General features: G+C 63.7%; 18 protein-coding genes. 3 read left to right on the forward strand and 15 right to left on the reverse strand.

Annotated features, from left to right (window positions below; translation table 11 throughout):
* Positions 1–35: 35 nt before the first annotated feature.
* The 5 genes from ACIQH5_RS18615 to ACIQH5_RS18635 all read right to left on the reverse strand — a co-directional run bounded on the left by ACIQH5_RS18615 (position 36) and on the right by ACIQH5_RS18635 (position 4,981).
* Positions 36–1,727: a ribonuclease J gene (locus ACIQH5_RS18615; protein WP_400406271.1), complete on the reverse strand. Its 1,692-nt coding sequence runs from the start codon at positions 1,725–1,727 to the stop codon at positions 36–38.
* A 6-nt stretch (positions 1,728–1,733) separates the two neighbouring features.
* Positions 1,734–2,666 carry a 4-hydroxy-tetrahydrodipicolinate synthase gene (gene dapA, locus ACIQH5_RS18620; protein WP_062067625.1) on the reverse strand — a complete coding sequence of 311 codons (933 nt, stop codon included), beginning with the start codon at positions 2,664–2,666 and terminating at the stop codon, positions 1,734–1,736.
* A gap of 71 nt (positions 2,667–2,737) precedes the next feature.
* The gene (locus ACIQH5_RS18625; RefSeq protein WP_400406274.1) at positions 2,738–3,580 is read right to left on the reverse strand and encodes a carbon-nitrogen hydrolase family protein; all 843 of its coding nucleotides are present in this window, start codon (positions 3,578–3,580) and stop codon (positions 2,738–2,740) included.
* 23 nt (positions 3,581–3,603) lie between these two features.
* A complete protein-coding gene (locus tag ACIQH5_RS18630) occupies positions 3,604–3,939 on the reverse strand; it encodes a hypothetical protein (RefSeq protein ID WP_400406277.1) in 336 nt (111 codons plus the stop codon).
* Positions 3,940–3,997: 58 nt separating this feature from the next.
* Positions 3,998–4,981 carry a GDSL-type esterase/lipase family protein gene (locus ACIQH5_RS18635; RefSeq protein WP_400406280.1) on the reverse strand — a complete coding sequence of 328 codons (984 nt, stop codon included), beginning with the start codon at positions 4,979–4,981 and terminating at the stop codon, positions 3,998–4,000.
* 50 nt (positions 4,982–5,031) lie between these two features.
* Here ACIQH5_RS18635 and ACIQH5_RS18640 point away from each other — a divergent pair, with 50 nt between their 5' ends.
* Positions 5,032–6,267 carry a heparan-alpha-glucosaminide N-acetyltransferase domain-containing protein gene (locus tag ACIQH5_RS18640; RefSeq protein ID WP_400406283.1) on the forward strand — a complete coding sequence of 412 codons (1,236 nt, stop codon included), beginning with the start codon at positions 5,032–5,034 and terminating at the stop codon, positions 6,265–6,267.
* Here the strand turns inward: ACIQH5_RS18640 and ACIQH5_RS18645 are convergent.
* The 9 genes from ACIQH5_RS18645 to ACIQH5_RS18685 are packed head-to-tail and all read right to left on the reverse strand — an operon-like array spanning position 6,243 to position 13,915.
* Complete coding sequence (locus ACIQH5_RS18645; RefSeq protein ID WP_062067603.1) at positions 6,243–6,731, reverse strand: hypothetical protein; 489 nt, start codon at positions 6,729–6,731, stop codon at positions 6,243–6,245. The two genes, ACIQH5_RS18640 and ACIQH5_RS18645, sit on opposite strands and share 25 nt — an antisense overlap.
* Before the next feature lie 4 nt (positions 6,732–6,735).
* Positions 6,736–7,494, reverse strand: coding sequence for a 4-hydroxy-tetrahydrodipicolinate reductase (gene dapB, locus ACIQH5_RS18650; RefSeq protein WP_400406286.1), 759 nt, complete (start codon positions 7,492–7,494; stop codon positions 6,736–6,738).
* A gap of 51 nt (positions 7,495–7,545) precedes the next feature.
* Positions 7,546–8,001 carry a molybdenum cofactor biosynthesis protein MoaE gene (locus tag ACIQH5_RS18655; RefSeq protein WP_400406289.1) on the reverse strand — a complete coding sequence of 152 codons (456 nt, stop codon included), beginning with the start codon at positions 7,999–8,001 and terminating at the stop codon, positions 7,546–7,548.
* Positions 7,991–8,488 carry a molybdenum cofactor biosynthesis protein B gene (locus tag ACIQH5_RS18660; RefSeq protein ID WP_400406292.1) on the reverse strand — a complete coding sequence of 166 codons (498 nt, stop codon included), beginning with the start codon at positions 8,486–8,488 and terminating at the stop codon, positions 7,991–7,993. Before ACIQH5_RS18660 ends, ACIQH5_RS18655 begins: the two co-directional genes overlap by 11 nt.
* Positions 8,485–9,015, reverse strand: coding sequence for a cyclic pyranopterin monophosphate synthase MoaC (moaC, locus tag ACIQH5_RS18665; protein WP_400406294.1), 531 nt, complete (start codon positions 9,013–9,015; stop codon positions 8,485–8,487). The genes ACIQH5_RS18660 and moaC overlap by 4 nt, the downstream gene beginning before the upstream one ends.
* On the reverse strand, positions 9,003–10,229 hold the full coding sequence (glp, locus tag ACIQH5_RS18670) for a gephyrin-like molybdotransferase Glp (RefSeq protein ID WP_400406296.1): 1,227 nt from the start codon (positions 10,227–10,229) through the stop codon (positions 9,003–9,005). Before glp ends, moaC begins: the two co-directional genes overlap by 13 nt.
* Before the next feature lie 59 nt (positions 10,230–10,288).
* Positions 10,289–11,869: a molybdopterin-dependent oxidoreductase gene (locus tag ACIQH5_RS18675; protein WP_400406299.1), complete on the reverse strand. Its 1,581-nt coding sequence runs from the start codon at positions 11,867–11,869 to the stop codon at positions 10,289–10,291.
* Positions 11,866–13,158 (reverse strand): sensor histidine kinase, encoded by a 1,293-nt coding sequence (locus ACIQH5_RS18680; protein WP_400406301.1) that lies wholly within the window; start codon positions 13,156–13,158, stop codon positions 11,866–11,868. Before ACIQH5_RS18680 ends, ACIQH5_RS18675 begins: the two co-directional genes overlap by 4 nt.
* Positions 13,145–13,915, reverse strand: coding sequence for a response regulator transcription factor (locus ACIQH5_RS18685; protein ID WP_400406303.1), 771 nt, complete (start codon positions 13,913–13,915; stop codon positions 13,145–13,147). Before ACIQH5_RS18685 ends, ACIQH5_RS18680 begins: the two co-directional genes overlap by 14 nt.
* A 151-nt stretch (positions 13,916–14,066) precedes the next feature.
* On the opposite strand from ACIQH5_RS18685, the gene moaA reads away from it, so the two are divergent.
* Positions 14,067–15,206, forward strand: a complete 1,140-nt coding sequence (gene moaA, locus ACIQH5_RS18690; RefSeq protein ID WP_400406306.1) for a GTP 3',8-cyclase MoaA — start codon at positions 14,067–14,069, stop codon at positions 15,204–15,206.
* Between the two features lie 4 nt (positions 15,207–15,210).
* Positions 15,211–15,477: a MoaD/ThiS family protein gene (locus ACIQH5_RS18695; RefSeq protein ID WP_400406308.1), complete on the forward strand. Its 267-nt coding sequence runs from the start codon at positions 15,211–15,213 to the stop codon at positions 15,475–15,477.
* A 3-nt stretch (positions 15,478–15,480) separates the two neighbouring features.
* On the opposite strand, the gene ACIQH5_RS18700 is transcribed toward ACIQH5_RS18695, so the two are convergent.
* Entirely contained in the window at positions 15,481–15,942 is a 462-nt protein-coding gene (locus ACIQH5_RS18700; RefSeq protein ID WP_400406310.1) for a DUF1579 family protein, read from the reverse strand.
* Between the last annotated feature and the right edge of the window lie 35 nt (positions 15,943–15,977).

Raw genomic sequence — 15,977 nt, forward strand, 5'->3', positions numbered from 1 at the left:
TTCAGGCCCCCTCGGGCATTCATGTTGCTGGGCGGCTACGCTTCCAGGACCACCGGAATGATCATCGGGCGGCGGCGCAGCTTGCGGTTAACCCACGTGCCAATGATCCTGCGAACCACCTGCTGGAGCTGGTGGTTGGTGTGGTCTGTGTGATTAAGCACAGCTTCTTCGAGCGCGGCGTTGATCTTGGGGATGATCTCGTCAAACACCGAATCATCCTCGGCTACACCACGGGCGTGGATCTCCGGGCCGGACACGATCTTGCCGGTGGTACGGCTGATGACCGTGATAACGGAAATGAAGCCCTCGTCCCCCAGGACACGACGATCCTTGAGGTCGGCGTCGGTAATCTCACCCACGCTGGAACCGTCCACGTAGACAAAGCCCACTTCCACCTGACCCACCACTTTTGCTTTATGGTCCTTGAGGTCGATGACTGTGCCGTTATCGCTCAGGATGATGCCCTCGGACGGAACGCCCGATTCAAGCGCAATGTTGCCGTTGGCGATCAGGTGGCGCGTTTCACCGTGGACAGGCATGGCATTGAGGGGCTCGAGGATGTTGTAGCAATAGAGCAGTTCACCAGCGGCCGCATGCCCGGACACGTGGACTTTGGCAGTGCCCTTGTGGATCACGTCTGCGCCGAGTTTCAGGAGGCCGTTGATGATGCGGAAAACGGCGTTCTCGTTGCCCGGGATGAGGCTGGAGGCCAGGATGACGGTATCGCCCTTGCCGACGATCACCCGGTGGTCACCGTTGGCCATCCGGGAGAGCGCTGCCATCGGCTCACCCTGCGAACCAGTGGACATGAGGACTACGCGGTCGTCCGGCATGTTGTCGATGTTCTTGATGTCCACCAGGATGCCTTCCGGAACATCCAGGTACCCGAGCTTTGCAGCGATGGCCATGTTGCGGACCATCGAACGGCCTACGAAGGCCACCTTGCGCTGGTGCTTGGCAGCGGCATCGAGCACCTGCTGGACACGGTGGACGTGGGACGAGAACGAAGCCACGATGATGCGCTTCCTGGCCTGGCCGAACAACCGGTCCAGGGTGGGGCCGATTTCTTTCTCGGCTGTGGTGAATCCAGGCACGTCAGCGTTGGTGGAGTCTGCCATGAACAGGTCCACGCCCTCTTCGCCCAAGCGGGCGAAGTGCCGGAGGTCCGTGATGCGGCCATCCAAAGGCAGCTGATCCATCTTGAAGTCACCCGTGTGAAGGACATTTCCGCCTTCAGTGCGGATGAATACTGCCAGGGCATCCGGAATGGAGTGGTTGACAGCCACGAATTCGCACTCGAACGGGCCGAACTGCTCCACCTGCCCCTCCGTGACGGTCAGCGTGTACGGCTTGATCCGGTGTTCTTGGAGCTTGGCCTCCACCAGGGCAAGAGTCAGCTGGGATCCGATCAGAGGGATGTCAGCCTTGAGGCGGAGGAGGTAGGGAACCGCACCAATATGGTCCTCGTGACCATGGGTCAGTACGACGCCTACGATGTCCTGCAGCCGGTCCTCGATGTAGGAGAAATCAGGCAGGATCAGGTCGACGCCGGGCTGGGTCTCTTCGGGAAAGAGCACGCCGCAGTCAACCACCAGCAGTTTGCCGTCGATTTCGAAGACCGCCATGTTGCGGCCAATCTCTCCCAGTCCACCGAGCGGGACAATCCGCAGCGTGCCTTTGGGCAGTTTCGGCGGAGTAACCAGTCCGGGAAGGGCGGTTTGGGTCATGTTTTGCTACTTTCCGGCGGAACCGTCCTGGACGTCGAAGTCCATTCCGGCTTCCGCCAAATCCCCGCGGATGATTTCGATCTCGGTCGCGTCCGGCTCCACGAGGGGCAAACGGACAACCGAGTTGGGCAGGACTCCCTGCCACTTGAGAATCTGCTTGGCGGCTACTGCGCCTTGGACCCGCGTCATGGTTGCACGAATAACGGGTTCCAGTTCAAAATTGATGGCCCTGGCCGTGGCGAGGTCGCTGGCGTTGACGGCGTCGATCAGCTCACGGAAGCGGCGCGTGGCTACGTGGGTGGTGACGCCCACCAGGCCGACGGCGCCGAGCGCCATCCACTGCAGGGTCAATCCGTCATCACCGGAGTAGAAGACCAGGTCCGTCTCAGCCATCACGCGCGTAGCGGCTGCAAAGTCCGCTTTGGCATCTTTTACCGCCACGATGTTCTGGTGCTTCGCCAGCGCAATCATGGTCTCAGGAGCGATTGCAATGGAGGATCGGCCCGGAATGTCGTAGAGCATGACGGGCAGATCCGTGGCCGACGCAATCGTCTCAAAGTGTGCACGAACGCCCGCCTGGCTGGGCTTGTTGTAGTAAGGGGTGACGATCAGGAGGCCATCGACGCCGACTTCCGCCGCGCGCTGCGAGAGGTGCACGGAGTGGGCGGTGTCGTTGGTGCCGGTCCCGGCGATGATGGCGGCCTTGCCACCAACAGCCTCTTTGACTGCCCGGAACATACCAAGGTTCTCGTCGTCCGTCAGGGTTGAGGTCTCTCCAGTGGTACCGGTGACCACGAGTCCATCGCAACCATCTTGTACGAGCTTTTCTGCCAGCGCTGCGGCTTGGTCATAGTCCACCTTGCCGTCCTCAGTGAACGGGGTGACCATGGCGGTCAGGAGGGTACCAAGGGCGGGAACGTTAGCGCGCAAGTCAGACATATGAAAAACGTTACCCTGTGACAGGCTTGTTGGAATAATGGGTCCCGCCTGATGGTCCTCATTCACCGTGGCTATCTGTAGTGATCGAGGCGTGACCGCTCCAACTTTGCCATGACAATTTCCGTTCCGACGCCTTCCACGTGGACCATCGATGCCCCATCCGGGCCCCACGCACCGCTGAGCCCGCACGAGGTGCCCAGCGGAGTTTCTCCACCCAGGTTTGCCAGGAGCCCGAACAACCTGTGGTCCATTGATCGGGCACCCAGATGAAGACCAAGGCGGAGCTCCTCACCCTGCGTGTACAGCGCGGAAACTGCGTACACGTCCGCTTGGGCCTCCGCCGCGGCCGCAGCGTGTGAGGGATACGCGGCGTCGGCGCAGACTGCGAGCGCTATCCGCCAGCCGTCGACAGTGATCATGCCGGGTCCCGCGCCGGCAACGAACAGCTCGGCTTCCGCTCCGTGCAGGTGGGTCTTGAAAACGGGACGAGTTGTCCCGTCAGGCCCGATGACGAGAGAAGCCAACCGGGGCGTTAGGTCTGCCTCCCGCCACGGCGCCCCCACGACTGCCGTTGTTTCGGTTCGGGCGCAAACGTCCTGAAGAGGCTGCAACCTTGCATCATGGTCCGTCAGCCAGGGACTTGGATGACCTGGCGATTCGGCTGCGGCAAGCGCACTCAGTTCATAGCCTGTCAGCGAGAGCTCGGGGAACAGCACCAAGCGCGCCCCTTCCGCCCGGGCACGCTCCACTAACCCAACGTGGGCTGAGACGTTTGCTGCGACAGCCTCCCCCACGGATTCAGCAGGTAGTGCTTCGTACTGCACGACGGCGGCCAGCAGATCGGCCGGGGTCCGCGTTTCTTCGCCTGATGGTGTGTGGAAGCGGCTTTGCGGCGCTTCCGATGTGTAGGTCACGCTGCCATCCTAATCGGCGACCATCACGCTGGTTTGGGTGCCCGCACCGGCTCCTCCGCACAATAGTGCGCCACGGCCCGCTCCTTGAGTTGCTCCGCCCATGCCACCAGGCGTTGGGAAGCGCGAACATACTCAAAGAGTTCCAGGGGTGTCAGCGATGCCAAGTCCGTTTCCGCTAACCGGCGGGCGAGTTCGGCACCCGGCACCTGGTCAGCCAGTGCAGTACCTTCGCGGTGCCACTGGGTGTCTTCGGGAGGTTCGCCGGCAACGAGTTGCCTGAAAAGGAAATCGACCACGCCGGGGCTCATCGCCTTCATGGGTCCTTGGAGGCCTTCAGGCGGTTTGGGATCATCGCTCATGCAGCAATGTTATTCGAACATATATTCGAAGACAAGGGGTGGTTGTCCAGCCAGCGGGTCAGCCAGAGGCTACCGCTGCCAGGCGCGGCCCCAGCCTCTCAGCCATCAGCCGGTAGCCCTCGTTGTTGGGATGCAACGTATCGGGCATCAAAGCAACGGCCTCCTCCGGCGTGAAGACGCTGGCACCATCGAGCAGGTGAACGCATGCATCCCCGCGTTCGCGGACCGTCCGGACAACGTCGGCTACTGCCTTCCTGTAGTCAGCGAGCGTCCAGCCCGCAGAGTTGGGCACATCTTCACGGGGAACTGACACCACGGGAGAAATGACCGCGATAGGCACGCCCGGATGTGCCCGGCGGACAGTGGTGATAAAACCAAGGACCTGGCTCGCGAACGTCCTTCCCGAGAAGGCGGCGACGTTGTAGCTGTTGATGCCCAGGCACAGGGAAATAACATCTGCCGGAAGTTGGGAGATGGTGCTCTCCGCTGCAGGGTCCAGTTGGCATTCGCCGCCGAAGCCCAGCGACTGCAATCGCCAGCCGAGTTCCCTGGCCACCAACGCCGGCCACGCCTCGGAGGGACCATGTGCTGTGCGGCACTGGGTGATGGAACTTCCGTAGGCGATCCACCTCTTACCGGTTTCCGCGGCAACCTCTACGTCCTGGCCTTTCACGGAAACCTCCAGCACCCTCAGGAAACCATACTGCGGCAGCCACAACTGGACTTTGGAGTGAGGCGGCATATCACCAAGGTCAAGGTCATGGCTGACGCGTCCGGCCCCTGGGACCCGATGCCGGAGGACTCCGTTAACCAGGACGTCGAAGGGAGATCCATCCTTCGGGCCTTCGGCTTCGATCACCAGACGCCCCGATGTTGCCGTCCATGTCGCGTGGATTCCGGCGCACATCCTGGCACGTTCCTCCAGCCCATCTGTAGCTGGAGGCATGAACAGCGCCGAGTCAAGGCGTCTGAACTGCTGCCAGCCATCGGCGTCGTGGACCACCTCGAAAGCACCGGCCCATTGGGCGTTCACGGATTCCATGTCATGGAACTCTACCGTCAGCGCCCGGTTGATTATGAGACGATCGCTGCATGACTTCGCAAGAGACGGCGCCACCGCGGAAAGCCCCCGGTAAACGCACGGCCTCCTCGCGGCTCACAGGAGTCGATGCCGCCAGGGGTGCGGCATTACTGGGAATGATGTCCACCCACTTGATGCCGACGTTCGGTCCTTCCCCGCAGTGGGAACCAACGTTTGTAGGGCTGGTCTTCTCAGGCCGTTCGGCAGCCCTCTTCGCGGTGCTGGCTGGCATCGGACTGGCGCTCAGCACAGGCAAGCAGGAGCCCCGCAGCGGCGCGGACCTGTGGGCTGCCCGGCGGGGAGTTGCCATGCGCGCCCTGGTGATTGCCGTCGTCGGGCTGATGCTGGGAGGCCTTGACGTCAACGTTGCCATCATCCTGGTTCACTATGCAGTCCTGTTCCTGTGCATCCTGCCGTTCCTCGGCCTCCGGCTCAAGGCACTCTGCTTCTGGGCGCTCGGGTGGGTCCTGCTATCCCCATTGTTGGCCTACCTTGTCCGCCCCCTCCTGCTGGATTCCACCCCTCCGCTGGCGTTGGGCCACAACCCCAACTGGGAGGATCTGGGGACCCCGGCCCGCCTCCTCGGCGACCTCTTCTTTACCGGCTATTACCCCGTGTTCCAGTGGATCTCGTACCTGCTGATCGGCCTGGTCATCGGCCGTATGGCGCTGACGACGGCGAGAGTTCAGCTGCTGCTGGTGAGTTGCGGGATTGCCGTAGCCGGCCTCGCAAAGGTGGTCGGGATCCTGGCCATGGAGGTGTGGGGCGGACGGACCGCGTTGTCAGTCCTCCCGGGCACCCGGGGATATCCGTTGGAAAGCATGCTTCAGGTGAACGTCACCGGCTTGGAACAAACGGGCTCCTGGTGGTGGCTGGCCACGGCAGCCCCGCACGCCGGGACCACCTTGGACCTCCTGCACAGCGGCGGCGTTGCTGCGGCGGTAGTGGGTTTGTTCTTGCTGCTGGGCACCCTGGCGGAACGGATCAAGGTCAATTTCCTGGTCCTGTTGAGCGGGCCGGGGGCCATGACCTTAAGCCTCTACTCTGCCCACGTCTGGGTGGTGTCCGGCTTCACCAACCAGCCCCTGCCTTCCGGGTGGACTGACGAAGGCATGTACTGGGCCCAAGCACTCACTGCCGTTGCCATCGGGGTCCTCTTTGCCGTGCTCCATCGCCGTGGCCCCCTGGAATGGGTAGCCCACACTGCATCACGCCTGGCCGGTCACCGGCCTGCGGCGGTGGGCTGAGAACGGAAAAGTTTCACGGCGTCACGCATGGCAGCGCGGGCACGCTTGCGGTCCCCTGAGGCGTCATAGGCGCAGCTCAGGCGGAACCAGGAGCGCCAATCCCCGGGAGCAGCCTCGGCCTCGACGCGGTACTTCTCAAACTCGGCGTCAGCTGCCGCGCGGACTATGCGGCCGCCCGGAGTGCGTGGAAGGTCGTCTACCGGCAAGCCGCCCTCGGCCTCCAGGACCTTGGCCATTTGCTCGGTCCGGGCGCCAAAGAGCAGCTCACGGATGAGCGCCCACGCACCAACCACCGGCAGGACCAAATAGGCCGCTCCGATCCCCTTGGCAACCAGGTTGGGGTCGCCGAGCAAAAGGAACGAGCGCTGTACGGAAACCACCAGGTACAGCACCAACAGCAAGGTAATGGCCCCTACCCAGATTTTGGTGCGGTTTTTCTTGAGCGAAGTCCAGAAATTACCCATGGTCTTAGAGCCCCAAGTCCAGGTAGCCATCCAAGCCCACGGTGAGGCCGGGGTTGGCTGCAACTTTGCGGAGTCCCAGCAGGACACCCGGCATGAAGGAGGCGCGGTCGAAGGAGTCGTGCCGCAACGTCAGCTGCTCGCCGGGGCCACCGAAAAGCACTTCCTGGTGGGCCACCAGGCCGCGGAGGCGAACACTGTGTACACGGACACCGTCCACATCGCAGCCCCGGGCACCGTCCAAGGCTGTTTCAGTGGCATCCGGGCTCGCCGGGACACCGGCATCCTGGCGGGCTTCGGCGATCAGCTGCGCTGTGCGCACAGCGGTGCCGGAGGGAGCATCAACCTTGTTGGGGTGGTGCAGTTCGATGATTTCCACGGACTCGAAGTATTGCGAAGCCTTCGCCGCGAAGGCGGACGCGAGCACCGAACCAAGGGCGAAGTTCGGCGCGATCAGGACACCGGTGGCCGGATTCTGCTCCAGGAGGCTACGCAAGGATTCAAGGCGTTGGGCATCCCAGCCAGTGGTACCTACCACGGCGTGGATCCCGTGCTCGACGGCGAACCGGACGTTGGTTTCGGTGGTGTCCGGAACGGTCAGGTCAACAACGTACTGTGCACCGGCGTCGAGCAGTTTCTCCAAGGAATCGCCGCGACCCAAAGCGGCCACCAGCTTCATGTCTTCGGCTGCGTCAACAGCCTTAACGGCTTCCATTCCCATGCGCCCGTGGGCGCCCAGCACTGCAACAGCAAGTTGTTCGGTCATGCCGTTAACCCTACCGCCGGCCCGGAGCCCGGCAGGAACCGTTACTCCGGCCTACTCCCCTGCTCCCACCCATTCCACAGTGCCGTCCGTGAAGAACTGTTCCTTCCAAATGGGGACCTGCTCTTTGACCCGGTCCACGAGCTCGGCGCACACAGCAAACGCCTGACCGCGGTGGGCAGCAGCAACCGCACACACCAGGGCGGGGTCCCCGATCTCCAGCATGCCGATCCGGTGCGCTGCCCAGATCCGCACAGGTTGGGCAGCTTCTCCGGAGTGCTCGGCCACCAATTGCGCCACAACGTCTGACATCACCTGATGCGCGGTGGGATGGGCACTGTAGCTCAGCCGGTCCACGGCCTTGCCGCCGTCGTGATTTCGGACAACGCCGCTAAAGCTGACAACCGCACCCGCTGTGTCCGATTCAACAGCCGCGATGGCTTGGTCCACGGAAATGGGCTCGGCGCTGAGAACAGCGCTGATCACTTCAAAGTTTGTTTCAGTGCCCATGGTTTCCTTCCAATTGCTCACAGAGATGCCCGATCAAAGGGTCCAGGACAGCCAATCCGTCCATGACGCCTTTCGGGGATCCGGGCAGGTTGATGATGAACGTGCTGCCGGCCGCCCCGGCGTGGCCTCGGCTCAGCATGGCCATGGGGGTTTTGGCAGCACCGGCGCGCCGAATGCCCTCCATGATGCCCGGAATCTCACGTTCCAGGAGCGGCAGGGTCATTTCGGGCGTGCGGTCATCCGGGCTAAGGCCCGTTCCTCCGCTGGTGACAATCACGGCGGGTTCCTGTGTCAGGAGTGCTCTCAGGGCAGCTCCAACAGGCTCACCGTCCGGCACCACCATGGCGGGGAACGTATCGAAGCCGTGCTCGCTGAGCCAATCGAGGATGATCGGACCTGTCTCGTCGGCGTAGACTCCTGCAGCTGCGCGGGTTGACGCGATCACAACGCCGGCCTTCCGCGACGTGTTCGGCTCGCACGCACTCACGCGCCGGCCTCACGTGGCGTCGATACTCCAGAGACGTCCCAGTCCCCGCTTTTTCCGCCGCTCTTGGCCAAGACCCGAATATCGGTCAGCACGGCATGCTTGTCCACGGCCTTGATCATGTCGTAGACGCTCAAGGCCGCAACGGAGGCCGCCGTCAGGGCTTCCATTTCGACGCCGGTCACGCCTTTGGTCTTGACGGTTGCCAGGATGCCAATCGAGTCGGTGCCCAGCTCAAAGTCCACAGTGACCTTGGAGATCGGCAACGGATGGCACAACGGAATCAGATCGGGGGTCTTCTTTGCCGCCATGATCCCTGCGACGCGCGCCACGGCGAGGGCATCGCCCTTGGGCAGCTCGCCGGCACCCAACAGGGCCAGCACCGCGGGCGTGCTGCGGACAGTGGCCGTGGCAGTCGCGACACGTGTAGTGACGGCTTTTTGAGAGACGTCCACCATCTGCGCGGTGCCGTCCTGCCTGAGGTGGGTCAGGCCACCGGAATTTTCGGAAGTGTGGTTCACAGCATCCATACTTCCACTTCGTCCCCTTCGGCGAGTTCCGTGACGTCGCCGGGAATCTGTACCAGTGCGTTGGCCCTTGCCAAGGAATGGACCAGGTGCGAACCTGCCCCGCCCTCCATCCGGACCGATCCATTAGCGTCCACGGTCCCCCGACGGACCTGATGCTTGCCTTCCGGCGAGGTCAGCGGTTCGGCCAGGCGTGCCCTGAGCACCTGTCGCGGCGCCGGGGTTCCCAGGACCAGCGAAAGGGCCGGCCGGAGAAACATCTCGAAGGAGACCAGGCAGCTGACAGGGTTTCCCGGAAAGCCGAGGAAGGGAACACCCTCAAAGGTGCCCAGTCCCTGGGGTCCACCCGGCTGCATGGCCACCGGGAGGAAATCCACCGGCTGATCAGCCATGGCCTGCCGGACCACTTCGTAGGCGCCCTTGCTCACTCCCCCGGTGGTGACGATGAGATCCACGCGACTGTCCGCCGGCCCGGTGTGGTGGCGGAGGACTGTCAGCAGCGTGGAGGGCTCGTCGTCGGAAATCCCGGTGCGAACCACCTCGAGGCCGGCTTGCCGCATGGACGCTTCGAGCAATGTTCCGTTGGAGTCGAAAATCTTGCCGGACGTGAGTTCGGCCCCCGGTTCCACCACCTCATCTCCGGTGGTGACCAGGAGGACGCGGCACGGACGCCGGACGTCAACGGTGGTCAAGCCCAAGGCTGCCAGCAAGCCCAGTTGAGCCGGTCCCATCCGGGTACCGGCGGCCAGCGCCAACGTACCCTTGCCGATGTCGCTGCCGCTGTCCCGGATATACGTGCCGGGCGGCACCGGAGGTAGTTCCACAACAGCTTCTTCTGCGGCAGGGTCCGGGAAAGTGTTCGGCGTCGCCTTTTCAATGGGTACGACGGCGTCGGCCCCCTCGGGGATCATGGCCCCGGTCATGATGGGGGCGGCGAAGCCGGGCTTAAGTGCCGCCGGTGCGGCACCTGCCGGAACCGGCGCCGCTACCCGGAGCTCCGCGCCGCCGTCGGGGATATCTGCTGAGCGGACGGCGAATCCGTCCATTTGGGAGTTGGCGAACGGGGGCAGGGAAAGTGGCGCGTAAACGTCCACGGCGAGCGCCTTGCCCAGTGCATCCAGCATGGGTAGCGTGATGGTTCCTTTGCCCGCAAGGACGCCGGTCAGCAGTTCCACCACTGCCTGGCGGTGGGCTGCAACAGATGTGGGCACGGACATCCTCCTGTGTGGACACGCTGGCTTCCGGTGAATTCTCCGGACATACCCAGACTAGGGCCTCAGCTCACTTTGACGTTGATGGTGTGATAGCCGGTGGCCCCGTCCGGAGCTACCGGTGCTTTGTCTTCGGTTTGTGGAACACCGGTGGAGTCGGTGGCCCGGACCTGGACTTCGTAGTCGCCTGGGGTGAGGTCGATGCCCAGCTGCCACTGATACCAGGTATCTGTGGAGATCGCGCCGGCGAGCGTTGCCTGCTGCCATGGTCCGCGATTGACGCGGAGCTCCACGCGGTTGATGCCCCTGTGCTGGGCCCACGCAACACCGCCGAATTGCACCATGCCCGCTTGGACGCTGCGGCCGCTGCGGGGTACATCCATCCGTGATTGGGTCTTGACTGGTCCGTGATCACTCCAGCCCCTGGGCGTCCAGTACGCGGTGTCGTCAGCGAAGCGTGTGACTTTCAGTTCCGTCAACCATTTAGTGGCGGAGACGAAGCCGTAGAGTCCTGGCACGATCATCCGGACGGGGAATCCGTGTTCGAGCGGGAGCGGCTCACCGTTCATGCCGACGGCCAAGAGTGCGTCACGGTCATCGGTGAGGGCCTCCAGAGGAGTGCTGGCTGTCCAGCCGTCGTTGCTGGTGGACAGGACCATGTCCGCACCGGCTTTGGGTCCTGCCATGGCCAGCAGTTCCCGGACGGGCCAGCCCAGCCAGAGGGCGTTTCCAATGAGGTCGCCACCTACGTTGTTGGACACACAGGCGATGGTGATGTGGCGCTCCGTCATGGGCTTGGCGAGGAGCGTGGCAAAGTCGATGTCCACCTCGCGTTCCACCATGCCGGTGACCTTCAGCCTCCAGGCAGGGGGATCAATGGCAGGCACCGTCAAAGCGGTATCTATTCTGTAGAAGTCCGCATTCGGGGTAACCAAAGGACTGATGCCTTCCACGGACAGGGAAGCCCCTGCCGGGATGGATTGTGCCGGCGTAGCGGGTTCAGGGAGCGTCATGGAGCCCCGGAAACCTGAGGCAACTGCTGTGGCCCTGGTGAGGACGGCGGTGACCGTTCCGGCCACGACGGCGGCAAGCGAAGTCCCGGCCAAGGCGTTCAGGAAACTTCGCCGGGCCAGTGGCGCCCGCTCAGGCCCCTGGGCTTCGTTCGACGGTGCCCAGGTGGCGAGTCGTCGCACGAGCATCCGCAGCAGCATCATGGTGACCACCGCGGCGACGATCGGTGCAAGGGCTGCTTGCGGGCTGGTTTGGGCCCGGGTTACGACGGCGGTCAGTCCCGCCGCGCCAGCCAGTCCGGCCAGTGCCAGGCCCCAACCGGGGCGGCGACGTTCCAGGACACCAGCAAGCGCAGCCAGAATTCCAGCGACGCCCACGATGCAGGCCACCAGCACGATCTTGTCAGCGGTGCCGAATAACTGCACTGCCAGATCCTTGACTCCCGGCGGCACGGCATCGATCACCGCGCCACCAAGGGCCGTAACGGGCGAGACCAGCGGGCTCAGGAGACCGGCTGTCAGTTCACCGGCCGCGATCCCGGCAGCGCCGGCTGCCACGCCGGCGGCTGCGGCCCACAGCGCAGGCTTGCCCAGAGTGCGCCGATGCTGGGTTGTACCGGGCGCGAGCGTACTCATGAGATGCCTCCAGGGCGGTTATCACTGTTGATGGGTTGTTGGGTGGGAGTCATTGATGTCCCCGGGGCCATCAATGACTCCGGTGGGGGCGCCCCGGCCGGAAGTGACAACGCAAAGCGGCACCCGCCGTCGACGTTGTCCACGCTCACCGAACCCCCGTGTGCCTTGACGATGCCCGCCACCATGCTGAGGCCGATGCCGGCACCGCTATAGCTGCCGTGAAGCTCTTCGGTGGTGCGGCGGGCGGGGTCTTTCTGCCAGCCCGTTTCGAACAAGTGCGGGAGATCTTCTTCAGGGATGCCGCCGCAACGATCTTCGACGGCGATCACGGCGTTTCCGCCGGAGAGCGCGACGCCGTCCGGTACCACGCCACCTCCGCCCACTCCGCCCCGTCCCACGCTGATGTGGACGTCGCTGTCCGGCCTGCTGTAGATGATGGCGTTGAGCAGTATGTTCCGTACGGCCCGGGCAAGGCTGGGCCCGTCGGCAACTGCCATGCACTGCCGGTCCCCGCCGCCCTCGAGCCTGATGCCGCGTTGGGCCGCCAGCGGCGACAAGTCCGAGATTGCATCGCTGACGAGGTCATAGAGGTCCAGCGGTTCAGCCCGCAGGCGGAGAGTGCCCGCCTGGATCTTGGACAGTTCCAAGAGGTCGTTGACCATGGCGGTCATCTGCTCTGTTTGCCCGATGATCTTCCGGTAGTAGCCCTGCACATCTGATGCCATTCCGTCTTCAAGGGCTTCGGTCATGGCGCGCATGCTGGCCAAGGGTGTCCGGAGGTCATGGGATATCCATGACACCAGCTCGCGGCGGGCCGTCTCAATGGCGGCTTCACGGCGACGCGATTCGGCCAGGCTCCGGCTGCTGGCCTCAAGTTCCTGGGCCAGCTCGGCGAGTTCGGACGTCATGGCGGGGGCGCTCCCCCGGCCCTCTGCATCGGTGTGTTCCAAGGTTTCGCCGCGCCCAAGGCGTCGGGCCGCGTCCACCAGGCGGGCCGCGTTCCTGGAGACGCCGGCCCCCAGCATCAGGGACAACGCCACGGCTACAGCCGATGCAGTGGCCAGGATGTACCACATGACTTCGAGGTCCCTCGCGGAAATGAACATCGCGTTGAAAGCACTGACCATTCCTGCCACCAGCACCGCAACCGTGGCCACCACTATCAAACAGATCTGGGCGAGTACCGAAGCCCGGCGAAGCAGCCTGAGAAGCACCCAGGTGGCGACCCCGATGAGAACGGCCCAGAACAGGACCCACGCCAGGATGGTCCACAGCTCACTGCCTTCCATAGCTGCCCTCTCCACTGCCGGGGCGCACATTGCCCGTCTCGGACCGCTTGCCATCGAAGCGGTAGCCAACACCCCAAACAGTCTTGAGCAGTTCGGGTTTGGTGGGATTGGCTTCGATCTTCTCCCGCAGGCGCCGGACGTGGACCGTGACTGTGGACAGGTCACCGAAGTCCCAGCCCCACACGGCTTTGATGAGTTCTTCCCTGCTGAAGACCTGGTGGGGCCTTCGCATCAGGAAGGCCAGGAGGTCGAACTCGCGGACCGTCAACGCTAAGGGAACTCCGCGGTGCGTCACAGTCCGGGAGGCAGGATCAAGTTCGAGTCCCGCAGCCTCCACGGGCGGCTCCGGAGTGAACTCCTTGATACTCCGGCGCAATACCGACTTCACCCGGAGGACCAGTTCCCGTGGGGAAAAGGGTTTGGTGACGTAGTCGTCCGCACCCATCTCCAAGCCCAGAATCCGGTCGTCCTCGGTTCCCAGAGCAGTGACCATGATGACCGGCACGCTCATGCTTTGACGGAGCCGGCGGCAGACCTCAACACCGTCCAGTCCCGGGAGCATACGGTCCAGGATCACAAGATCGGGTTGCCGGGACGCGGCAAGCTCAAGGGCGGTAAAACCATCCCCCGCCATATCCACCTGGAATCCCGCCTTGAGCAGGTAGTCACGGACGACGTCAGCAATGGTCTGCTCATCCTCTACCAGCAGGATCCTACGATTCCCGGGCTCCGCTGATGCTGCCGAATTTGTGGTCACGCTTTCAGCATAGGTTTGCTGGCTGTAGGCAGCACCCGATCCCGGCCCCAAGGACACAAGTGTATGGAATCCGTAAGAACTTATGTGCCGCAGGAACTCTGTGACTGTAACTGGTGTCACTGATCCAGCCACGGTGGCGTAGCCTGAATTTATGAGTGTTCAGCTAGGCATGCCGGTGCCCCCTTCGGGCGGCGCCACGGGCAGCACGGAAAGCGGCGTGGCAAGTCCGCCTCCACGTCCAGCAGGCACGCCCACAGGGCTGTGGGACCGCTATGGCAGACGTGCAACGGATATGCGGCTGTCCCTGACGGACAAGTGCAACCTGCGCTGCACCTACTGCATGCCTGCCGAGGGACTGGACTGGCTCTCGAAGCAAGCCGTGATGACCAAGGACGAAATAGTCCGCATCGTCCGCATCGGCGTGAACTCCCTGGGTGTACGGGAGCTCCGGCTCACCGGCGGTGAGCCTTTGGTGCGCGCCGACTTGGTAGACATTATTTCCGGTCTCCGGTCCGATCACCCGGACCTCCCCATCTCCATGACCACCAACGGCGTGGGGCTGGATAAGAAGGCTGCAGCCCTGAAGGCCGCCGGCCTCACCCGGATCAACGTCTCGCTCGATTCCCTCCACGAGGAGACCTTCACAAAACTCACCCGGCGTCCCTTCCTGGACCGCGTCCTGGCCGGCGTCGATGCCGCTTGGGCAGCCGGGTTGGGCCCGGTGAAACTGAACGCGGTACTCATGCGCGGCATTAACGACGCCGAATCGCCGGATCTTCTGGCGTGGGCACTGGGCCGTGGCTACGAACTCCGCTTCATCGAGCAAATGCCCCTGGACGCAGACCACGGGTGGACGCGCCGAAACATGATCACGGCCGCCGAGATTCGAGAACTGCTCTCCCGCGACTTCGTGCTGGGCACGGACCCCCGCGAGAGGGACGGCGCCCCGGCCGAACGCTTTGAAGTACGACGCCGTGACACGGCAACAGGGGATGCCACCGGTCCGGTCCTCGGTACAGTCGGCATCATCGCCTCGGTCACGGAGCCGTTCTGCTCCGATTGTCGCCGCACCCGCATCACTGCGGAGGGCAAGATCATGAGCTGCCTTTTCTCCCGCGAAGAATTCGATCTCCTGGGACTCCTTCGTGGAGGCGCCACGGACGACGAACTGGCATCGCGGTGGCAAGATGCCATGTGGGTCAAGCCCAAGGCCCACGGCATGGACCACACCGGTCTCGGCGCAGCGGACTTCGTCCAGCCGGACCGCAGCATGAGCGCAATCGGAGGCTGAGCCCTTGCTTGTCCGTTACTTCGCTGCCGCGCGCGCGGCCGCCGGGGTCGAAGAAGAACGTCACGTCCTGCCGGAAGGCACCAGCCTTGAGGCGCTGCTGGAAGCGGCACTCGCCGTCGAACGTCCAGTGCCTCCCGAAGGTACCCCGACGCTCGCCAGGATCGTGGCGCGCAGCAGTTTCCTCCGCAACGAGGTGGCCGTGCGGGATCGCACGGTTCCCCTGGGAAACGATGACGTGATTGACGTCCTGCCGCCATTCGCCGGCGGCTGAAACTCAGGCTTTCCTGAACACGCTCTTCAGCAACGGGCTGTACCCGGCCGTTCCTTCGAGCCTCAGGTCTGCAGTGTGCACCAGAACGTCGTCCTCAACCCGGAACGAATGCCGGGCCACGCCGTCGGCAGTTCTCCTGTCCAGAGTCAACGTACCTGCATGCCAGGTCCCGCGAACCGGGCTGGCCGGCGGCCGTCCCAGGCTGTCAACGTAGTACCACAGCGTGTCACCATGGTCCCGATCAACGGTGAACATTCCATGGCCTTCGAAATGCGTGCCGTCGGCTTCGCGGTGCCGGTAACTCTGAACCACTGCGTATCCACCCGCAGCCTTGGTAAACACCGCTTCGGCCTCAGCAGTCCGCGCAGGTCCCCACGGTGACGCGGCGAGCTCCGTGATGCCCCGCCAATGGCCCAGGAACTCCCGCAGCATCTCCGCGGCATGGCCGCCTGGGGGCACATCCATCAGGTCTCCAATGTAGTCAGGGCAGCATCATCGTG

Source organism: Paenarthrobacter sp. NPDC091711 (genome assembly GCF_044756605.1).
Classification (GTDB): domain Bacteria; phylum Actinomycetota; class Actinomycetes; order Actinomycetales; family Micrococcaceae; genus Arthrobacter.

Bases quoted from the DNA above. Each gene is read 5' to 3' on its own strand.
- ACIQH5_RS18615 (WP_400406271.1), bottom strand. From the start codon at position 1,727: ATGACCCAAACCGCCCTTCCCGGACTGGTTACTCCGCCGAAACTGCCC.
- dapA (WP_062067625.1), bottom strand. From the start codon at position 2,666: ATGTCTGACTTGCGCGCTAACGTTCCCGCCCTTGGTACCCTCCTGACC.
- ACIQH5_RS18630 (WP_400406277.1), bottom strand. From the start codon at position 3,939: ATGAGCGATGATCCCAAACCGCCTGAAGGCCTCCAAGGACCCATGAAG.
- ACIQH5_RS18635 (WP_400406280.1), bottom strand. From the start codon at position 4,981: ATGGAATCCGTGAACGCCCAATGGGCCGGTGCTTTCGAGGTGGTCCAC.
- ACIQH5_RS18640 (WP_400406283.1), top strand. From the start codon at position 5,032: ATGACTTCGCAAGAGACGGCGCCACCGCGGAAAGCCCCCGGTAAACGC.
- ACIQH5_RS18645 (WP_062067603.1), bottom strand. From the start codon at position 6,731: ATGGGTAATTTCTGGACTTCGCTCAAGAAAAACCGCACCAAAATCTGG.
- dapB (WP_400406286.1), bottom strand. From the start codon at position 7,494: ATGACCGAACAACTTGCTGTTGCAGTGCTGGGCGCCCACGGGCGCATG.
- ACIQH5_RS18655 (WP_400406289.1), bottom strand. From the start codon at position 8,001: ATGGGCACTGAAACAAACTTTGAAGTGATCAGCGCTGTTCTCAGCGCC.
- moaC (WP_400406294.1), bottom strand. From the start codon at position 9,015: ATGGATGCTGTGAACCACACTTCCGAAAATTCCGGTGGCCTGACCCAC.
- glp (WP_400406296.1), bottom strand. From the start codon at position 10,229: ATGTCCGTGCCCACATCTGTTGCAGCCCACCGCCAGGCAGTGGTGGAA.
- ACIQH5_RS18675 (WP_400406299.1), bottom strand. From the start codon at position 11,869: ATGAGTACGCTCGCGCCCGGTACAACCCAGCATCGGCGCACTCTGGGC.
- ACIQH5_RS18680 (WP_400406301.1), bottom strand. From the start codon at position 13,158: ATGGAAGGCAGTGAGCTGTGGACCATCCTGGCGTGGGTCCTGTTCTGG.
- moaA (WP_400406306.1), top strand. From the start codon at position 14,067: ATGAGTGTTCAGCTAGGCATGCCGGTGCCCCCTTCGGGCGGCGCCACG.
- ACIQH5_RS18700 (WP_400406310.1), bottom strand. From the start codon at position 15,942: ATGGATGTGCCCCCAGGCGGCCATGCCGCGGAGATGCTGCGGGAGTTC.